Raw genomic sequence first — 18,835 nt, forward strand, 5'->3', positions numbered from 1 at the left:
GCCTGCCCCCCCCCCCCCCCCTCATATCAAGTAGAAGACGGGATACGGGATGTATGAGTGACAGGAGTTCAGACGAGTGCTTTTCCAATCTCCCGTCGGGGCGCCGCTCGTGCCCGTCGCGGGGCCGCCCGTGCCCGTCCCGTCGCTGCCGGAGGGGCCGGCGGCGCCTGCGGGGCCGGCGGCTTCGCGGTCGGTGTCAGTCATGGGGAGCCGGATCCTTTCGTGGTCGCGTGGGAGAGGCGGACGCCCTGCCGCGCCGCCCGGCCGGCGATTCGCCGGTCCAGCCGAGCGCGGCGGAGATGTCGCGCGCCGCCTCGACCACGCGGGGTGCGCAGTCGCGGATGAACGCGGGGGTGACGCGGGAGCGCGGACCGCAGACGGAGACCGCGCCGCGCACGTCGCCGTCGAGTCCGAACAGCGGTGAGGCGACGGAGCCGGCGTCGGACTGGCGCTCTCCGTGCGAGCTGGCGTAGCCGAGTTCCCTGATCCCGGCCAGTTCGGCGCGCAGGTCGCCCGGGTCGGTGGGCGTGGTGTCGGTGAGCGCGGGCAGCGAGGCGGCGAGGATCTCCTCGCGCCACGGCTCGGGCAGGTGCGCGAGGCAGCACTTGCCCGAACTGCCTGCGTGCAGCGGGAACCTGCGGCCCAGTTCCACGGTCATCTTCACCTCGTGGGTGCTCACGATCTGGTCGACGTACGCGCGCCCGCCGGGTACGAGGGCGCTGAGGGTGACGGTCTCGCCCGTGTCCGCCTGGAGCCGCCTCAGTGTGGCGGCCGCCACCGCGCGCAGGTCGAACTCGCGCAGTGCGCGGGCGCCGAGCGCGGCCGCGCTGGGGCCGAGCCGGTAGAGCCGGCTCTCCTGGTCGAGTGCCACCATGCCGCGGCCGACGAGGGTCTGGAGGATGCGGTGGACGACGGCCTTGCTGAGGCCGAGTTCCCGTGCGATCGCCGAGACGCCGAGTTCGTCGGGTCCGTCGGTGAACAGCAGGAGGACGTCGATCACCCGGCCCGCTGTCTCGGTTCCGGGCTGTGCCGTCGTTCCGGGGTGGGTCGCTGTTCCGGGTTGAGTCGTCATGGGCCCATTCTCGCCTGCCCCCTTTTCGGGATCGCGGGCCGCCATCGCACGTTTCGGATGCTGCGTACCGCTCAATGGAACAACAGAGAAACACCGCTTCCCTGTGAGGTCAAGACCGAATACGCAGGGGGCTTTGAATTTTTCGGGTCTCTCGGAGAGGTATTGACGTTTTCCCGAACGCGTTGGAATCATTGATTCACCAACATGTTCCGCTGAATGGAACAGTCGGAAGGAGGTGGACACCGTGCAGGTGGAACCTGCCGGGCCGGTCGACGCGGCCGCACGGCACACGGACGACCTCGCCCGCTGGGCCGCCGGCCTCTCCTGGCGCGACGTGCCCGAGCCGGTGCGCGGGCGCCTCTCGCTCGTACTGCTCGACACCCTCGCCGTGACACTGGCGGGGTCGCGCACCCGCGGCCAGCGCGCGCTCAGAGAGGTCTGGACCCTGCCGCCCGGCGACGCACCGGTGCTCGGCGGTGGCGCGGTGACGGCGACCGACACGGCCGCCTACCTGAACGCGACGGCGCTGGTGTGCTGCGAGCTCGACGAGGGCGGCAAGTACGCCAAGGGCCACCCCGCGGGGCATACGTTCCCCGCGGTGCTCGCCCTCGCCGCGTCCATCGGCGCCACGGGCGAGACGACCGCCCGCGCCCTGCTCGCCGGGTACGAGGTGGCCGCGCGCTTCGGCCGCGCCACCGCGCTCCGTCCTGGCGTGCACCCGCACGGCAACTGGGGCGTCACGGGCGCGGCCGCGGGTTGCGCGATCCTGCTCGGGCTACCCGCGCCGCAGGTGGCGGCCGCGATCGACACGGCGGCCGGGCTGCCGGTGGCCGGCCACTTCGACTCGGCGCTCGACGGGCACCGGGTGCGCGACGCCTGGATGGGCGCGGCGGCCGTGTCGGGGCTCGCAGCCGCGCGGCTCGCACGCGCGGGCGTCGTGCGCAACACGGGAACGGCGGCCCTCTCGCTCGGCACCCTGCTCGGCGGCTTCGACGCCACCGCGCTCACCGAAGGCCTCGGCACCGACTGGCAGATCGGCCACAACTACTTCAAGCGGCACGCCTCGTGCTCGTACACGCACCCGGCGGCCGACCTCGCGCTCACACTGCGCGCCGACCAGCGTCTCGGAACACTGACGCCCCGACAGGTCGTGGAGGCCGTCGACACACTGGACGTGGCGACGCACCGGCTGGCAGCGCCCCTCGGCCGCACCCACTGGGACAGCGGGCTGGGCGCGATGTTCTCCGTGCCGTACGCGGTGGCCGCCGCGCTGCTGGACGGCGAGGTCGCCCCCGCCACGGCCGACGCCACCGAGCACGAGCGGCCCGAACTCTTCGCGCTGGCACGGAAGGTGACCGTACGCGAGGACCCCGCACTGACCGCGCGGCTGCCGCGTGAACGCCCCACACGCCTGACCGCACACCTCACGGGCGGCCGTGGCAGTGTGCAGCTCACCGCGCCGCATCCCGTCGGGGACAGCGAGCACCATCCCTTCACGGCCGGGGCGTTGGCATCGTTCCTCGCCGGACTGCTCGGCGACCGGCCCCTGGTGGACACACTGGTACGGCTCGCCGACGACCTGCCGGACGCGGACGACATCGGCCCGGCCCTGCGCGCGCTCGCGGGCCCCACCACCGCACATGCCGCATCCGCCGCCTCGGGAGGCACAGCATGAGGATCCTGTCCGTCACACCGGTACGCGTCGACGCGGCCGAACTCGCGCGCAGGCGCGACCGCTACCGCGAACTGTCGCCTCCGGGAGTCGAGTTCGTCCTCGAACCGGCGGACGCGACGGCGCCCGCCCAGTTCGCCACGCGCGACGACATCGCCGCGTCGACGGCGTCCGTCACGCGCGCGCTGGTCGCGGCCCCCGGCGACGGCTTCGCCTACCGTATGCCGGACTGCGTCCTCGACCCGGCCGTGCCCGTCACACCGGACGGCGCACGGCACGAGCAGGTACCGCACGAACACGTCCCTGCCGTCGGCATGCTGCGGCTCACCGCCGCGCACCTGGTGGCGACGGGCCGCCGCTTCGGCGCCGTGACCCGCAACCGCGCGATCGGCGACGCGCTGGCCGAGCGGATCGAGGAGTACGGCTACGGCCCCTGGTTCGCCGGGGTGGCCGTGCTCGACCTGGACTTCGACGCCATCGCCGACACCGGGCGGTGGAACGAGGCGGTGCGCGGCGCGCTCGACGGCCTCGCCGCGCGCGGCGCCGACGCCGTCGTCAACGGCTGCTCGGCGGTGACCGTGGACGAGGACGCGGCGGCGCTCCCCGTACCGCTCGTCGACCCCGCTGAGCTGGCGCTGCGCCTGCTGGCGTCGGGAGAGCGGGCCGGAGCGCGTACGGGGGCCGAGGCATGAAGGACGCCATGGCACGCGACGACACCGAGCGGCGACGGGCCGAGCAGCGGCAGGCCGGGCAGGCGGCGGTGGACGAGCCGGCCGTCGACCTGGTGGTGGCGGGCGCGGGCGGCGGTCTCGCGGGCGCGCTGCGCGCCGCCGAGGCGGGCCTCAGTGTGCTCGTCGTCGACCCCGACGAGCAGTTCACGCGCGGCAACAACACCTCGATGTCCACGGCGATGATCCCCGGCGCGGGCTCGCGCTGGCAGCGGGAGGCCGGCGTCGAGGACAGCCCCGAGCGCTTCCTCGCCGACATCTCCGCCAAGACCCACGGCACGGCCGACCCCGTGCTCGCCGCCGCGCTCGCACAGTTGAGCGCGCCGCTGGTGGAGTGGCTCGCGGACGGCGCGGGGCTGCCGCTCCAGCTCGTACGGGACTTCAGTTACCCGGGCCACTCGGCGGACCGGCTGCACACCGTGGAGGGACGGCATGGGTCCGTGCTCCTGCGCCACCTGCACGAACGGGTGCGGCGTGCGCCCACGATCGACATGCTCGTCCCCGCGCGCCTCGTCGACGTCGTCACGAGCGGTGTCGCGAGCGGTGCCCCGAGCGGCGTCGCGAGCGGCGTCACGACCGCTGGAACCGGAACGAACGGCCAGGGCCCGGTGTGCGCCGCCGTGGTCGAGTACCCGGGCGGCCGCCGCGAGACGATCACCACGCGCGCCGTCCTGCTGGCCACCAACGGCTACGGCGCCGACCGCGCCCGCGTGGCACGCCACCTGCCCGGGATCGCGGCGGCCGACTACCACGGCGGCCAGTTCTCGCGCGGCGACGCCCTGGAGATCGGGGCGCGGCTCGGCGCACGCTCCGCGTTCCTCGACGCCTACCAGGGGCATGCCGCGCTCGCCCGCAGGTCGAGGACGCTGGTCGGCTGGGCGACGATCATGCATGGCGCGATCATGGTCGACGCGGGCGGCGCCCGCTTCGGCGACGAGACCACGGGCTACTCGGAGTACGCGGCGGCGCTCGCCGCCCGGCCGGGCGCCCGCGGCTGGATCGTCCTCGACAGCCGCATCCACGACCTGTGCAGGTCGTTCACGGACTTCCGGGAGACGGTGGAGGCGGGCGCGCTGGTGTGGGCGGACGACGTCGAGCGGCTCGCCGCGCGCACGGGAACGCCGGCCGGCGCGCTCGCCGAGTCGCTCGCCGCCCAGGCCGCCGGGGCGAAGGCCTGGGCGGGAGCCGGGGCGGAGGCCTGGGCGGGAGCCGGGGCGGAGGCCTGGGCGGGAGCCGGGGCGGAGGCCTGGGCGGGAGCCGAGGCAGGAGTCGGGAGCTCGGGCGACGACCCGTTCGGACGCACGTTCTTCGAGGCGCCGCTGCGCCCGCCGTACGCCGCCGTCGAGGTGGTGCCCGCGCTGTTCCACACCCAGGGCGGCCTCCAGGTGGACGGCGACGCGCGCGTACGCGGCGGCGACGGCGCCCCGATCCCCGGCCTGTACGCGTCCGGCGGCGCGGCGCACGGCATCTCCGGGCACGGCGCCGCCGGCTACCTGGCGGGCAACGGCCTGCTGCCCGCGCTGGGCCTGGCCTGGCAGGCGGCGAACGACGTCGCCCGCGCCGTCACACGTCACACCGTCACACGTCACACCGGCACACTTGTCACCGGCACACCTGAGGAAGGCACCGCACCATGACCGAACTGGACCTGCTGATCAAGAACGTGCGCCTGGTGAGCCACGACTCCGACACCGTCCCGACGACGGACATCGGCATCAAGGACGGGAAGTTCCACCGCGTCGCGCCCGGCATCGAACCGTCTCTCGCGCGCGAGGTCGTCGACGGCAAGGGGCTGCTCGCCTTCCCCGGCGTCGTCGACGCGCACCAGCACTGGGGCATCTACAACCCGCTGTCCGACGACACGGCGACCGAGTCGCGGGCCTGCGCGCAGGGCGGCGTCACCTCGGCGCTCACGTACATGCGGACCGGCCAGTACTACATGAACAGGGGCGGCAGCTACAACGAGGTGTTCCCGCTCGTCCTTGAAGGCGCGCAGGGCCGCTCGCACGTGGACTACGCCTTCCACCTGGCGCCCATGCAGAAGTCGCACATCGAGGAGATCCCGGAGCTGATCGCCCGCTTCGGTGTCACCTCGTTCAAGATCTTCATGTTCTACGGCAGCCACGGCCTGCACGGCCGGTCGGCCGACCAGTCGTCGTTCCTGATGACGCCGCCCGGCGAGCGCTACGACCTCGCGCACTTCGAGTTCGTCATGCGCGGCGTGCAGGCGGCGCGCGAGGCGTACCCGGAGCTGGCCGAGTCCATCTCGCTGTCGCTGCACTGCGAGACCGCCGAGATCATGACCGCGTACACGAAGCTGGTCGAAGAGGCGGGCACGCTCGACGGGCTCGCCGCGTACAGCGCGTCCCGCCCGCCGCACTCGGAGGGGCTCGCCGTGACGATCGCGAGCTACCTCGCGGCCGAGACGGAGCTGCCCAACATCAACCTCCTGCACCTGTCGTCACGCAAGGCGATCGACGCGGCGATGCTGATGGCCAAGGCGTTCCCGCAGGTCGACTTCAGGCGCGAGGTGACGATCGGCCACCTGCTGGCGAACATCGACACGGCGTCGGGCGTCGGCGGCAAGGTCAACCCGCCGCTGCGGCCGCAGGCCGACGTGGACGCGCTGTGGGAGCACCTGGTCGCGGGCAACGTGAGCTGGGTGGTCAGCGACCACGCGTGCTGCAAGGAGGAGACGAAGTTCGGCGACCCCGCGAGCGACGTGTTCCAGGCCAAGTCGGGGTTCGGCGGCACGGAGTACCTGCTGCCAGGACTCGTCGGCGCGGCGCCTTCGCACGGCCTGCCGCTGAGCAAGGTCGCGGAGCTGACGGCGTGGGCGCCGGCGCGGCGCTTCGGCCTGCACACGAAGGGCCGGATCGCGGAGGGCTACGACGCGGACCTGGCGCTCGTCGACCCGTCGCGGTCGTGGACGGTGGACGCGGCCGACTCCGAATCCGCCCAGGAGTACACGCCGCTGCAGGGCCTGGAGATCGGCGCGCGCGTCGAGTCGACGTTCCTGCGCGGCAGGGCGATCTACGCGGACGGCAAGGTGACGGGCGACCCGCAGGGCCGCTACCTGTCCCGCCCGACGACGCGCTGACGCGACGCGTCGGGCGGCGAGTGGCGGGCCCACCGGCCCGGGGCGCGCCCGCCCCCGGGGGCCCTGGGGCGTCTCGGCCGCGTCCGGGCCAATGTCCGCGCCCTGGCGGGCACCGGCCGTGGCACTCGCTGCCCCGCCCCGGGCAGGCGGGAGGCCCGCCGCCGACGCGACGCCGACCAGGCCGGCGCATGCGCCACGCCGGGCGCGCCCGCACACGCACCCGGGCACACAGGTGAGCGGAATGGCCCGGTCCTTCGCCCCGCAGGGAAGCACCTGCCCGGACCGGTGGGACGCCAACGCCCGGCGAGCGGCCTCGCGCCCGTGCCCGCGTGGCGACGCTCCCGCCGGCGCGCGCCCGTACCCCGGCGCACAAACCGGCCACGCGGTCCCGCGCCCTCGGCGCCGCAGACACGGACGCACCGGTCTCGGACCGGCGGCCACAACGCGCGCGCGGGCGCGGCCGGCGAAGGCTGGGGCCCGGGGGCGTCTTCCCCCGGGCCCCCAGCACCCGGGCCCCCAGCACCCCGCGCACCGGCCGAGACGGCCTCGCCACGCCGTCAGCCGTCGGCCGGGTCACGGCACCGGACCATCACGCCGACCCGACCCGGCGCGGCACGCGGCACGCGGCTGGGGTGACGGCGTCACAGCGTCACCCCAGGCGCTTGACCAGCGCGCGGTACTCGTCCCACAGCGCGGCCGGCGCGTGGTCGCCGAATGTGCCGAGGTGTGCGGGGATGAGCCCCGCCTCCTCGCGCCACGCCTCGCGGTCGACCGTGAGCAGCAGGTCGAGGTCGGCGTCCGTCAGGCCGAGGCCGTCCGTGTCGAGCGCGTCCCGCGTCGGCAGGATGCCGATGGGCGACTCGACGCCGTCCGCCGTGCCGTCGAGGCGCTCGACGATCCACTTCAGGACGCGGCTGTTCTCGCCGAATCCCGGCCACACGAACGAGCCCTCGCCGTCCTTGCGGAACCAGTTGACGTAGTAGATCCGCGGCAGCTTCGCCGGGTCGTGGTCCGCGCCGACCTCCAGCCAGTGCGCCATGTAGTCGCCCATGTTGTAGCCGCAGAACGGCAGCATGGCGAACGGGTCACGGCGGAGCTCGCCGACCTTGCCCTCGGCGGCGGCCGTCTTCTCCGACGCGACGTTCGCGCCGAGGAACACACCGTGCTGCCAGTCGAACGACTCCGTCACCAGCGGCACCGCGCTGGCGCGGCGCCCGCCGAAGAGGATCGCCGAGATCGGCACGCCCTTCGGGTCCTCCCACTCGGGCGCGATGGTCGGGCACTGCCCGGCCGGGACGGTGAAGCGGGCGTTGGGGTGGGAGGCGGGCGTGGTGGACTCGGGCGTCCAGTCGTTGCCCTTCCAGTCGGTGAGGTGCGCGGGCGGTTCCTCGGTCATGCCCTCCCACCAGACGTCGCCGTCGTCGGTGAGCGCCACGTTGGTGAAGACGGAGTTGCCCCACATGGTCTTCATCGCGTTGGCGTTGGTGTGGTCGCCGGTGCCGGGGGCGACGCCGAAGAAGCCGGCCTCCGGGTTGATGGCGTAGAGGCGGCCGTCCTCGCCGAACCGCATCCAGGCGATGTCGTCGCCGATGGTCTCGACCGTCCAGCCGGGGATCGTCGGCTCCAGCATGGCGAGGTTGGTCTTGCCGCAGGCCGAGGGGAACGCGGCGGCCACGTACTTCGCCTCGCCGCGCGGCGGCGTGAGCTTGAGCACGAGCATGTGCTCGGCGAGCCAGCCCTCGTCGCGCGCCATGACGGAGGCGATGCGCAGGGCGTAGCACTTCTTGCCCAGCAGCGCGTTGCCGCCGTAGCCGGAGCCGTACGACCAGATCTCGCGGTCGTCGGGGAAGTGCGAGATGTACTTGGTGGGGTTGCACGGCCACGGCACGTCGGCCTCGCCGGGCGCGAGGGGCGCGCCCACGGTGTGGACGGCCTTGACGAAGAACCCGTCCGTGCCGAGCTCGTCGAGTACGGGGCGGCCCATGCGCGTCATGGTGCGCATGGAGGCGGCCACGTACGCGGAGTCGGTGATCTCGACGCCGATGGCGGAGAGCGGGGAGCCCAGCGGGCCCATGCAGAACGGGACGACGTACATGGTCCTGCCGCGCATCGCACCGCGGAAGACGCCCTGCTCGCCGGTGAAGACGTCCCGCATGCGCGCGGGGTCCATCCAGTGGTTGGTGGGGCCGGCGTCCTTCTCCTCCTTCGAGCAGATGAACGTACGGTCCTCGACGCGCGCCACGTCCGACGGGTCGGACGCCGCGTAGTACGAGTTCGGGCGTTTGGCCGGATCGAGCTTGACGAACGTGCCCTTGGCGACGAGCTCCCCGCACAGGCGCTCGTACTCGGACTCCGATCCGTCGCACCACACGACGCGGGCGGGCTGGGTGATCGACGCGATCTCGTCGACCCAGGCGATCAGCCCCTGGTGCCCGGTGGGCGCCTGTGCCGGATCGGACGTGCCGACGGTTTCGGACGTGACGACGGGAGCTGCCATGTCGCTTGCCACGAGTGCTCCTTGATGAGGGTTTTGTGTTGAGGCCCCTTGGGGGCTGCGACCCGGACGCTTCGCAGCATGCTCATCCGGTGCCGACCGCACTCATTTGATCATCCGGCTATCGCGCCCATATGTCCAGAGGGCCTCACACGTGAGCATCGCCACGACGGCCGCGCCCCCGCGCCATGGCAGCCGCGCCCCCGCGCGAGGTACCCGAAGGCGCGGCCTGCCGTCAGCGGCGTGTCGCGCGCATGCGCCGCCGTCGCGGCAGCGACTGCGCGCCCACCCGCCACGCGACGGCCGCGGCCACCGCGACGGCCACGCCGAGCACCGCGGCGGGACCGCCGATCAGGAACCCGACGACACAGGCCACCGCGACCGCGGCGACCACCAGATGGAACCCGTTTCGCGTACCCACGGGGACCCCTTCCTCCCGGCCTTGCGCACATCTGTGAACGTCCACCTACCCAGAGTGTGGCAATGTACGACACAGAGTGAAAACGGAAGACGGTACGGCCGCCCGGCCGTGCCCGACAATGAGACGCATGGACGTCACCCCGAACCCCTGCCGCCTCGTGGCACACGCCACGGGCCTCGGCCTGCGCGAGCGCAAGAAGCTCAGGACGAGGAACGCGATCCGCCGCGCCACGTACCGGCTGATCGCGCAGGAGGGGTACGAGGCGACGACCGTCGAGCAGATCGCGGAGGCGGCCGAGGTCTCCCCGTCCACCGTCTTCCGCTACTTCCCCGTCAAGGAGGACATCGTCCTCACCGACGAGTACGACCCGGTGATGGCGGAGGTCCTGCGCTCCAGGCCCGCGGACGAGCCGATGCTCGAATCCCTGCGATACGTGATCATCGAGAGCCTGCGGAACATGCTGCGCGACCAGCCGGAGGAGCTGTACGCGCGCACCCGGCTGATGGTGGACGTCCCGTCGGTGCGCGCCCGTATGACGGAGGCGATGACCGGCACGGCGCAGATCCTGGCGGACATCCTCGCGGAGCGCACGGGGCGCGACCCGGCGGAGCTCGAACTGCGCCTGTTCGTCTCGACGGTGCTCTGCGCACTGCGCGAGGTCACGCTCTACTGGGGCGAACGCGACTTCCAGGACGACCTGTTCGCCCTCGTGGACCGCGCCGTGACCCTCCTGCGGGACCTCGACCTGCGCCAGTGACGCGGTGGCGGGTTGACGCGATGACGCGTCAGGCGGCGGCTAGCCCCCGCTAGCCGTCCCGCCGTCCGGAGCCGAGCGCGGTGGCCAGCGCGTCCGGGTCGGACGTCGGCGCCTCGCAGACGAAGTGACGGCACACGTACGCGGCGGGCTCGCCCGACACCAGCGGCCGGTCCGCGAGCAGCGGGAACTCGTCGCTGCCCGCCGCACCGGCCGCGACGACCGCGCCGGGCGCGGTGGCGAGCAGGGCGACGCGACGCAGCTGGCCGGCGGCCCGCCCCTCCCCCACGACGGCCACCTCGCGCGGCCCGTCGAGCGCGGCCTCCGCGACGGCGAGTCCCCAGCCGACGAACCGCGGCACGCGCGGGCCGAGAGCACGCACGACGCCCAACGCTCCCTCGGCGGCCGCCCGGTGGCGGGTGGAGGCGGTGTGCGCCGCGTACGACAGGAGCGCGCCGGCGGCGGCCGTCCACCCGGACGGGGTCGCGTTGTCGGTGGGGTCCTGCGGGCGGCGGATCAGCCGCTCGCCGTCGTCGGCGGTGTCGTACAGGGCGCCGTCCTCCCCCGCGAACCGGTCGAGGACGCCGTCGAGCAGGAGGCCGGCGAACTCAAGCCACACGCCCTCGCCGGTCACCGAGGCGAGCGCGACGAACCCCTCGGCGACGTCGCCGTAGTCCTCGAGGACGCCCGCGCTCGCGCCGGACGTACCGTCCCTCGACGTCCGGTGCAGCCGGGTCGTCTCGTCCAGGTGTACGCGTACGAGCAGGTCGGCGGCCTCCGTGGCGCGCTCGACGAGGTCGGGCCTGGCGAAGTACGCGCCGGTCTCGGCGAGCGCGGCGATCGCCAGGCCGTTCCACGCGGCGACCACCTTGTCGTCGCGCCCGGGACGCGGCCGCCGGTCACGGGCCGCGAGCAGCTGCTCCCGCACGCGGGCGGCCCGTTCGGCGTCCTTCGCCTCTTCCTCCCCGTCAGGCAGCTGGAGCACGGAGGTCCCGTGCTCGAAGGTGCCCTCGGGGGTGACGCCGAAGAGCCCGGCGGCGAACTCAGCGTCGTCCTCACCGAGCACCTCGGCGAGTTGCGCGGGCGACCACACGTAGTACGCGCCCTCCGCGTGCGCGCCGCTGCCGTCATCGCTGTCGGCGTCGAGCGCGGAGGCGAACCCGCCCTCGGGGGTGCGCAGTTCGCGGACCATGAAGTCGGCGGTCTCGACGGCGATACGGCGCGCGAGCTCGGAGCCTGTGGCGCGCCACAGGTGCGCGTACACGCGGCACAGAAGCGCATTGTCGTACAGCATCTTCTCGAAGTGCGGCACGACCCAGCCGCGGTCGACGGAGTAGCGCGCGAACCCCCCGCCGAGCTGGTCGTAGAGCCCGCCCCTCGCCATCGCCTCGCACGTGTCGGCGGCCATCTGGAGCGCGCCCTCGGCGCCGGTGCGCGCATGGTGGCGCAGCAGGAACTCCAGCACCATGGACGGCGGGAACTTGGGCGCGCCCCCGAACCCGGCGTGCCGCTCGTCGAAGTCCCTGGTCAGCCCGAGCAGCGCCTGCGCGAGCTCCGACTCGCCCGGCGGGGTGGCGCCGCCCGAGGCGAGGGAGCGGCCGGAGAGCTCCCCGACGATGCGCCCCGCGACCTCGGCGACCTCGTCGCGCCGGTCGCGCCACGCGGCGGTCACGCCTTCCAGCACCTGGGAGAACGACGGCATGCCGGAGCGCGGCTCGGGCGGGAAGTACGTACCGAAGTAGAAGGGCCGCGCGTCGGCGTCGAGGAACACCGTCATCGGCCACCCGCCGTGCCCGGTGGCGGCCTGCACGGCCTCCATGTACACGGCGTCGACGTCGGGCCGCTCCTCGCGGTCGACCTTGACGCTGACGAAGTGCTCGTTCATGTACGCGGCGGTGGCGTCGTCCTCGAAGGACTCGTGCGCCATGACATGGCACCAGTGGCACGCGGAGTACCCCACGGACAGCAGCACGGGCACACCGCGCCGCCGCGCCTCCTCGAACGCCTCCGGCTTCCAGGGCCACCAGTCCACCGGGTTGTCGGCATGCTGAAGCAGATAAGGCGAGGTCATACCGGCCAGCCGATTCATGCACTCCAGCCTCTCACAAGGCCCCGATTCGGACGGTCCGGCATACCGGGAACAGTAGGCTGGGCGCAGCAGCGCCGGACCTGTCCGAATGGCTCCTCGTGGAGGGTGCGCCGTGACCGCCGACATGGTGACGCCCGCGTGGATGCATACGCAGATCGGCGCGGAGCAGTACGACTCGTGGTCCGAGGAGCAGTGCGCCGGCATCGAGATCGTGGACGGCATGGTCGTCGTGAGTCCGAGCGCCCCCAAGCGACACAACCGGCTGGCCAGGCTGCTGGCCAACGCCCTGGACGCCGCCGCGGGCCCCGCCTGGAACGCCGACACGGACTTCGATGTCCGCCTGCAAGACGTCCCCCTCACCAACCGCCGTCCGGACGTCACCGTCTACCGCGCGGAGACCATCGACCTCACGCCCACCCGTCCCGAGCACGTGCTCCTGGTCGTCGAGGTGGTGTCACCCGGCTCGGAGACCACGGACCGGATCGTGAAGGTGGACCAGTACGCGAGGGCCGGCATTCCCTTCTACTGGCGTGTCGAACAGGCCGCCACGGGTGTCCCGATCGTCTACACGTACGTTCTCGACCCGGCCACCAAGGCCTATAGGGAAGGCGAGATGTACACGGGCGTGGTCAAGGCCGCCGCACCCTTCTCCGTCACGGTGGACCTGGGGACCCTCTGACAGCGACCGGCCGGCGGACCGGCCCGCGGACCGGCCGGTGGACGACGTGGGCGGGGCGCCCACGGCACCGGTCAGCCGGCCGGTCGTGGGCGCCCCTGTCGCGTCGTCGTCAGATGAGGCCCTGTGCGAGCATCGCGTCCGCCACCAGTTCGAAGCCGGCGATGTTCGCGCCCACCACGTAGTTGCCCGGGCTGCCGTAGCGCTCCGCGGTGGTGTAGCAGGAGTCGTGGATGTGGCGCATGATCTCCGCGAGGCGTTCCTCCGTGTGCGCGAACGTCCACGAGTCGCGTGAGGCGTTCTGCTGCATCTCCAGCGCGCTGGTGGCAACGCCGCCCGCGTTGGCAGCCTTGCCCGGCGCGAAGGCGACGCCGGCCTCCTGGAATACCCGTACGGCCTCCGGCGTCGTGGGCATGTTCGCGCCCTCGGCGACCGCCTTCACGCCGCCGCGCACCAGGGTCCGCGCGTCCTCCTCGTGCAGTTCGTTCTGCGTCGCGCAGGGCAGGGCGACGTCGCACGGGACGTTCCACACGCCCGCGCCCTCCACGAACTTGACGTTCTCGCCGCGCCGCTCGGCGTACTCGGAGATCCGGCCGCGGCCGACCTCCTTGATCTCCTTGAGCAGGGCCAGGTCGACGCCCTTCTCGTCGACGATGTAGCCGTCCGAGTCGGAACACGTCACCACGGTCGCGCCGAGCTGCTGGGCCTTCTCTATGGCGTAGATGGCGACGTTGCCCGAGCCCGAGACGGCGACGCGCTGGCCGTCGAGGGACTCGCCGCGGCTGCGCAGCATCTCGGCGGTGAACAGCACGCAGCCGTACCCGGTGGCCTCGGTGCGCGCCTGCGAGCCGCCCCAGTTGACGCCCTTGCCCGTCAGGACGCCGGACTCGTGGCGGTTGGTGATGCGCCTGTACTGGCCGAAGAGGTAGCCGATCTCCCGGCCGCCGACGCCGATGTCGCCGGCGGGGACGTCGGTGTACTCGCCGAGATGACGGTGCAGTTCCGTCATGAACGACTGGCAGAACCGCATGATCTCGGCGTCGGAGCGGCGCTTCGGGTCGAAGTCGGAGCCGCCCTTGCCGCCGCCGATGGGCATGCCGGTGAGCGCGTTCTTGAAGATCTGCTCGAAGCCGAGGAACTTCACGATGCCGAGGTTCACCGACGGGTGGAAGCGCAGCCCGCCCTTGTACGGCCCGAGCACGCTGCTGAACTCGACGCGGAAGCCGCGGTTGACGTGCACGTCGCCGGAGTCGTCCGCCCACGGCACCCGGAAGATGAGCTGCCGTTCCGGCTCGCAGAGGCGCTCGATGATGCGGGCGTCCACAAACTCTGGCCGCTGCCGCAGCACCGGGTCGAGGGTCTCCAGGACCTCCCTCACGGCCTGATGGAACTCCCCCTCGCCCTGGTTACGGCGAAGGATCTCCGCGTACAGCGGCTCGATGACGCGCATATGGACGACCTTCCGTATGTCGGACTTCCGTGAGTCGTGATCGCGTGCGGGGACGGCCCCGTCGCGGGGGCGCCCTGCGGTCCCCCTCCTCGTCGAGGACGTCGCTCAGACGGCAAGCCCCGAGGCTCACGAAAGCGACGCACAGAACCACTGCGTCCTACATGCTTTTCCAGCGTCCCGAGAACCAACCGTCCCGTTCGCATCGCGGACACGCAGTCTGGTCGCGACACTCCGCACAGCCTTCAGCCCCCTAGGCCGACGTCCTGGACGAGCCGTTCCCAGCGTCCGTCCGTCGCGTTCCAGGTGACCGTGACGGCGCGGCCGCGCGGGTCGGGGGTCGCGAGGCTCTCCAGGCCCCGGTCGCCGAGGGCGACGAGCGCTTCGAGGGCCGCGTCGGGGACCTCGCTCGGGACGCGGAACGCCAGGCGGCCGTCGCGCTCCTCGATCACCAGGTTCGGGCCGGCGATCCGGCCCTCGCCTCGGCGCAGCCGTTCCCGGATCGTCGCGCGTGCGGCGTCGAACGTGCGCTGCGCGGCCTGGGTGGCGAGCGTCTGGAGGAACGGTACGACGCCGACGGTGACCGCGAACGCCGCTGCCTCGAAGACCTGGTCGGGGATGCCGGCGGGCTGGCCCTGCGCGTCCGCGTAGGGAGAGGGGACGGGGGCCGGGACCCGAGCCGGCGGGCCGGGCGCGAAGGGCACGGGCGCAAAGGGTTCGGGCGCGGGCGGCTCGGGGGCGGTCGTCACGTCCGACGTGAACAGCGGGTGGGCGAGCAGGGCGTTCCACGGCTCGCCCGTCTTCGCGGCGAGAGGGACGAGCCGTGCCGCGACGCCGCCGAGGTGGAAGGCGTACATGCGCTCCGCGTGCCGGTCGGAGTGCGGCCTGTGTGCCTGTGCCGCGTCCAGCCAGGACCACAGGGTTCGCGGGGTCGCGCCCGCCGCCGCGGCGCGGTCGGCCGGCGGCGCCAGGTTCGGGTGGTCGAGCGCCTGCAGCAGAGCGGCGATCGCCTCGATGTCGCCCTGCGCGGCGCGCGCTCGTGAGTCCTCGGCCACCGAGCCCCTCCTCTCCTCCTCCTGTCACGACACGGTCATCATGTCGCAGTCGCGCGCGGCGGGGGCGCCGTTCGAGGCACGGGGGCCGGTTCCGGGCGCCTCCTCTCCGTACCCATCCGCGCCGCGTCAGGCGGGGGTCCGGGCGGGTGCGCCGGCACCTTCGCTCGCGATGTCCCCCGTCAGCGCCGACAGCGCGTCTGCGTGTGCCGCGCCGCTCTCCTCGACCACCTCGCGCAGGCTCTGCGCCGAGCGGATCGGCGCGAAGCGCACGTGCCCGGCCCCGTCCGCCCGGTAGCCGTAAACGGCGGGCCTGGGCAGTGAGTTGTAGGCGAAGTGCGAGGAGAAGTAGTAGGCGCCGGTGTCGTACAGGGCCACGAGGTCGCCCGGGTCGATGGCGGGCAGTTCACGTTCCACGGCCGTCAGGTCGCCTGCGAAGCAGCAGGGACCCGCGATGTCCACGGTCTCGGCCGGGCCCTGCTTGGGGGATCCGTCCGCGTCGAAGACCCCGGCCCGCAGGGGCCAGGCGTCCGGCATGAAGACGGTGCGGGTGGCGACCTGCGCGCCGGCGTGGGTGACCGCGATGCGGCGGCCGCCGGCCGACTTGGTGTACTCCACGAGCGACGCGATCGTGCCGCTCTTGGCGAGCAGCGAGCGGCCGAACTCGGTGACCAGGGTGTAGCGGCCGTCGAACAACTCCGGCACGACGGTGCGCAGTTCGGCGACGTAGTCGGCGTAGCCCGGCCGGTTCTCGTCGGTGGTGAAGTCGACGGGCAGGCCGCCGCCGATGTCGAGGCCGGTCACCTGGCGGCGCCCCAGGGTCTCGTTGATCCGCTCGGCCAGCTCGTACGCCGCGCGGATGCCCTGCGCGATGAGGGGCAGCGGGCAGCCCTGCGAGCCCACGTGGGCGTGCAGCCGGTTCAGCCACGGCCGGCCGACGAACGCGTCGATCACGGCCTCGACGGCGCCGGGGTCGCGCAGCGGGATGCCGAATTTGGACGTCGCGGTGGCGGTGCTCATGGCGCCGATGGCTCCCGCGCCGACCTGCGGGTTGACCCGCAGCCCCACGGGGCCGCGCGCGGGGCGCCCGGCCAGGATGCGGTCGACGCGGGCGAGTTCCTGGAAGTTGTCCAGGTTGATCGCGACGCCCTGGCCGAGGGCGAGTTCCAGCTCCTCGACGGTCTTGGCCGGGCTGTCGAAGACCAGTTGGTCGTACCCGAACCCGGCGGCGAGCGCCTGTTGCAGCTCACCGGGTGAGGCCACCTCGCAGCCCATCCCGGCCCGGGCGAGCAGCCGCAGCACGGGGACCAGGCCGCACGCCTTGGCCGCGAAGGTGTGCTGCACGGTGGCGGGCCCGGCGAACGCGGTGTGCAGGGACGCGACCGCGTCCAGCACTCCGTCCACGTCCATCAGGCCGATCACGGGCGACGACGGGCCGATCAGCCCCTCGGCGACGGCGCCGCGCAGCGCCGCCTCGCGAGCCGTTCGCCGCCGCTCGGCCAGACCGGAAGTCACGTGAAACACACCTCGTTACCTCGTTACCTGCGTCGGGAAGTCCCGCGAATTCCAAGAAGTCTGCGTCGCGGCTCGTGCGCCGGGTGGGCGCGGCGAGCCGCATGGACAGTCTCGACGTCACGCCGGCGCACGTCTTCGTCGCACGCGACCATGCCTGACCTGCCGGGTTGTTCCAGCGGACAGGTAAACGATCACTGGCAGGAGGTGGGTGGAGGGCGGGGTCAGGCGGTGCGGCGCGCGAGGCGCAGGCCGATGTCCGCGAGCAGCCTGCCGTCGGCGTTCGTGAGGTCCACGCCGAACAGTTCGCGTGCACGGCGCAGCCGGTAGCGCAGGGTGTTGGGGTGGATGTTGAGGCGCGCGGCTGCCGCCGCGGTGTCGCCGAAGGCGTGCAGGTAGGCGGCGGCCGACTCGCCGTACGCCGAGCCGTGCGCCCGGTCGTGGGCGACCATCGCGTGGACGGGGCCCGGCAGGTCGCCCCAGAGCGGCTCCACGTGGTCGAGCACCCGCAGCAGCCCCGCCATCGGCGCGACGTCGCCGTACACCGCCCACGTCGGCGCCGCGGGTGCGGCCCCGGCGCGCTCCCGCAGTACCCGCACCACCAGCGCGGCGGTCTCCCGGGACGCGGGCAGCCCGGCCGGTCCGTCCGCCACCGAGCCGACGCCCGCGAAGACGACGGTGTGCGGCACCGAGCGCGCGGTCGCCACCAGCCGGCGCGCCCGCTCCGCGGCGGTGTCGGCGCCGCCCGGTATCAGGACGAACAGCCGCCGCCCCGAGCGCGCCGTCACGCAGCTGGGACGGTAAGACGCGGCCTGGAGCGCCAGCACGTCGAGCACCCGCTGCTCCGCCGTGGCGGGCGGCGCGGTAGCGGGCAGCGCCGCGTCGGAGGCGTCCGGGACGTCCGGGGGTTCCGGGGCGGCCGGGGTGTCCGGGACGTCCCGGGCGCCCGCGGCCGACGCGTCCCGCGTGCGCGTGTCGTGGGCCTCGACCACGGCGACGGAGTACGGTCGGCCCGGCGCGAGCCCGAGGAGCCGCGCGGCCTGCTCGGCGTCCGCGCCACCCGTCAGCACCGTACGCACCGCCTCCTCCTGCCGCCTCGCCGTCCGGCTCCCCCACGCGTTGTGGTGCGCGAGGTGCGGCACGGCGGCACGCGCGGCGGAGCGCAGCGCGGCCTCGGCGTGCTCGGGGAGCGGGGCCTTGTCCGCCGCGGCCCAGATCGACCCGAAGATCTCGCCCCCGTGCCGCACCGCGATGGCCAGGCGCTCCGCGTACGGGCCCTCCGCGGGCCGCCGCACCGCGCCGTCGGTGGACCACAGGGCGCGGAAGAAGCCGCTCTCGCGCAGCTCGTCGACGCGCCAGCGCGGCACCTGCTGGCCCAGGATCGTGAGCCTGCGCATCGGGTCGGGCTCGTGCTCGACGCGCGAGTACGCAAGGACGCGCGACTGCGGGTCCTCGATGGTGACCGCGCCGCCGACCAGGTCGGCCACCGTGTTGGCGAGACCCGGCAGGTCGCCGAGGCGCAGCCCGTCCCCCGCGGGCGAGCCGGACTCGGCGCACCGCAGGAGAGCGGTCCGCAGCCGCGCGTGCACTTCGCTCCAGCTGGCGGAGGGGGCTCGCGTCAGCAGCGCGGTGCGCCCCTTCCGCGCGGCCTCGGCGAGGGCATGCGGCACTTCCTCGGTGCCGCAGCGCATCACCACGGCCGTCGCCCCGGCCCGGTCGGCGGCGCGCAGCACCTCGCGGGCGTCGGGCGAGCCCGCGTCGAGGCCGACTCCGAGCAGCACCAGGCCGGGCGCGGTCCAGGCGCCGTCGCGCGCGTCG

14 protein-coding genes are annotated in these 18,835 nt (G+C 73.5%); 6 read left to right on the forward strand and 8 right to left on the reverse strand.

Features of this window, described 5'->3' with window-relative positions; translation table 11 throughout:
• Positions 1–196: 196 nt before the first annotated feature.
• Positions 197–1,072: an IclR family transcriptional regulator gene (locus JFN87_RS25115; RefSeq protein WP_209343404.1), complete on the reverse strand. Its 876-nt coding sequence runs from the start codon at positions 1,070–1,072 to the stop codon at positions 197–199.
• Between the two features lie 244 nt (positions 1,073–1,316).
• On the opposite strand from JFN87_RS25115, the gene JFN87_RS34420 reads away from it, so the two are divergent.
• The 4 genes from JFN87_RS34420 to JFN87_RS25135 are packed head-to-tail and all read left to right on the forward strand — an operon-like array spanning position 1,317 to position 6,572.
• A complete protein-coding gene (locus JFN87_RS34420; RefSeq protein WP_307865591.1) occupies positions 1,317–2,747 on the forward strand; it encodes an MmgE/PrpD family protein in 1,431 nt (476 codons plus the stop codon).
• Positions 2,744–3,436 (forward strand): aspartate/glutamate racemase family protein, encoded by a 693-nt coding sequence (locus tag JFN87_RS25125; protein ID WP_209343408.1) that lies wholly within the window; start codon positions 2,744–2,746, stop codon positions 3,434–3,436. The genes JFN87_RS34420 and JFN87_RS25125 overlap by 4 nt, the downstream gene beginning before the upstream one ends.
• 8 nt (positions 3,437–3,444) lie before the next feature.
• The gene (locus JFN87_RS25130; RefSeq protein WP_209343409.1) at positions 3,445–5,109 is read left to right on the forward strand and encodes an FAD-dependent oxidoreductase; all 1,665 of its coding nucleotides are present in this window, start codon (positions 3,445–3,447) and stop codon (positions 5,107–5,109) included.
• Positions 5,106–6,572, forward strand: coding sequence for a dihydroorotase (locus tag JFN87_RS25135; protein ID WP_209343412.1), 1,467 nt, complete (start codon positions 5,106–5,108; stop codon positions 6,570–6,572). Before JFN87_RS25130 ends, JFN87_RS25135 begins: the two co-directional genes overlap by 4 nt.
• A gap of 649 nt (positions 6,573–7,221) precedes the next feature.
• Here JFN87_RS25135 and JFN87_RS25140 read toward each other — a convergent pair.
• Positions 7,222–9,081, reverse strand: a complete 1,860-nt coding sequence (locus JFN87_RS25140) for a phosphoenolpyruvate carboxykinase (GTP) (RefSeq protein ID WP_372449284.1) — start codon at positions 9,079–9,081, stop codon at positions 7,222–7,224.
• A gap of 220 nt (positions 9,082–9,301) precedes the next feature.
• Entirely contained in the window at positions 9,302–9,487 is a 186-nt protein-coding gene (locus JFN87_RS25145) for a hypothetical protein (RefSeq protein WP_209343414.1), read from the reverse strand.
• A gap of 127 nt (positions 9,488–9,614) precedes the next feature.
• On the opposite strand from JFN87_RS25145, the gene JFN87_RS25150 reads away from it, so the two are divergent.
• The gene (locus JFN87_RS25150) at positions 9,615–10,244 is read left to right on the forward strand and encodes a TetR/AcrR family transcriptional regulator (RefSeq protein WP_209343416.1); all 630 of its coding nucleotides are present in this window, start codon (positions 9,615–9,617) and stop codon (positions 10,242–10,244) included.
• A gap of 49 nt (positions 10,245–10,293) precedes the next feature.
• On the opposite strand, the gene JFN87_RS25155 is transcribed toward JFN87_RS25150, so the two are convergent.
• Positions 10,294–12,330 (reverse strand): thioredoxin domain-containing protein, encoded by a 2,037-nt coding sequence (locus JFN87_RS25155; protein WP_209343418.1) that lies wholly within the window; start codon positions 12,328–12,330, stop codon positions 10,294–10,296.
• Between the two features lie 112 nt (positions 12,331–12,442).
• Here JFN87_RS25155 and JFN87_RS25160 point away from each other — a divergent pair, with 112 nt between their 5' ends.
• A complete protein-coding gene (locus JFN87_RS25160) occupies positions 12,443–13,009 on the forward strand; it encodes a Uma2 family endonuclease (RefSeq protein ID WP_209343419.1) in 567 nt (188 codons plus the stop codon).
• A 109-nt stretch (positions 13,010–13,118) separates the two neighbouring features.
• On the opposite strand, the gene gdhA is transcribed toward JFN87_RS25160, so the two are convergent.
• The 4 genes from gdhA to JFN87_RS25180 form a co-directional block, all read right to left on the reverse strand.
• Positions 13,119–14,456 carry an NADP-specific glutamate dehydrogenase gene (gdhA, locus tag JFN87_RS25165; protein WP_209343420.1) on the reverse strand — a complete coding sequence of 446 codons (1,338 nt, stop codon included), beginning with the start codon at positions 14,454–14,456 and terminating at the stop codon, positions 13,119–13,121.
• Positions 14,457–14,698: 242 nt separating this feature from the next.
• Entirely contained in the window at positions 14,699–15,508 is an 810-nt protein-coding gene (locus tag JFN87_RS33870) for a hypothetical protein (RefSeq protein WP_245181291.1), read from the reverse strand.
• Positions 15,509–15,634: 126 nt separating this feature from the next.
• Complete coding sequence (locus JFN87_RS25175; RefSeq protein WP_209343421.1) at positions 15,635–17,020, reverse strand: type III PLP-dependent enzyme domain-containing protein; 1,386 nt, start codon at positions 17,018–17,020, stop codon at positions 15,635–15,637.
• Positions 17,021–17,241: 221 nt separating this feature from the next.
• Positions 17,242–18,835 (reverse strand): PucR family transcriptional regulator (locus JFN87_RS25180; RefSeq protein ID WP_209343422.1); only part of this gene is annotated, 1,594 nt, incomplete at its 5' end.

The organism is Streptomyces montanisoli (assembly GCF_017813245.1).
In the GTDB taxonomy this organism is placed as follows: domain Bacteria; phylum Actinomycetota; class Actinomycetes; order Streptomycetales; family Streptomycetaceae; genus Streptomyces; species Streptomyces montanisoli.

Excerpts from the sequence above, each read along its gene's own strand:
- JFN87_RS25125 (WP_209343408.1), top strand. The coding sequence starts at position 2,744 with ATGAGGATCCTGTCCGTCACACCGGTACGCGTCGACGCGGCCGAACTC.
- JFN87_RS25135 (WP_209343412.1), top strand. The coding sequence starts at position 5,106 with ATGACCGAACTGGACCTGCTGATCAAGAACGTGCGCCTGGTGAGCCAC.
- JFN87_RS25150 (WP_209343416.1), top strand. The coding sequence starts at position 9,615 with ATGGACGTCACCCCGAACCCCTGCCGCCTCGTGGCACACGCCACGGGC.
- JFN87_RS25130 (WP_209343409.1), top strand. The coding sequence starts at position 3,445 with ATGGCACGCGACGACACCGAGCGGCGACGGGCCGAGCAGCGGCAGGCC.
- gdhA (WP_209343420.1), bottom strand. The coding sequence starts at position 14,456 with ATGCGCGTCATCGAGCCGCTGTACGCGGAGATCCTTCGCCGTAACCAG.
- JFN87_RS25115 (WP_209343404.1), bottom strand. The coding sequence starts at position 1,072 with ATGACGACTCAACCCGGAACAGCGACCCACCCCGGAACGACGGCACAG.
- JFN87_RS25155 (WP_209343418.1), bottom strand. The coding sequence starts at position 12,330 with ATGAATCGGCTGGCCGGTATGACCTCGCCTTATCTGCTTCAGCATGCC.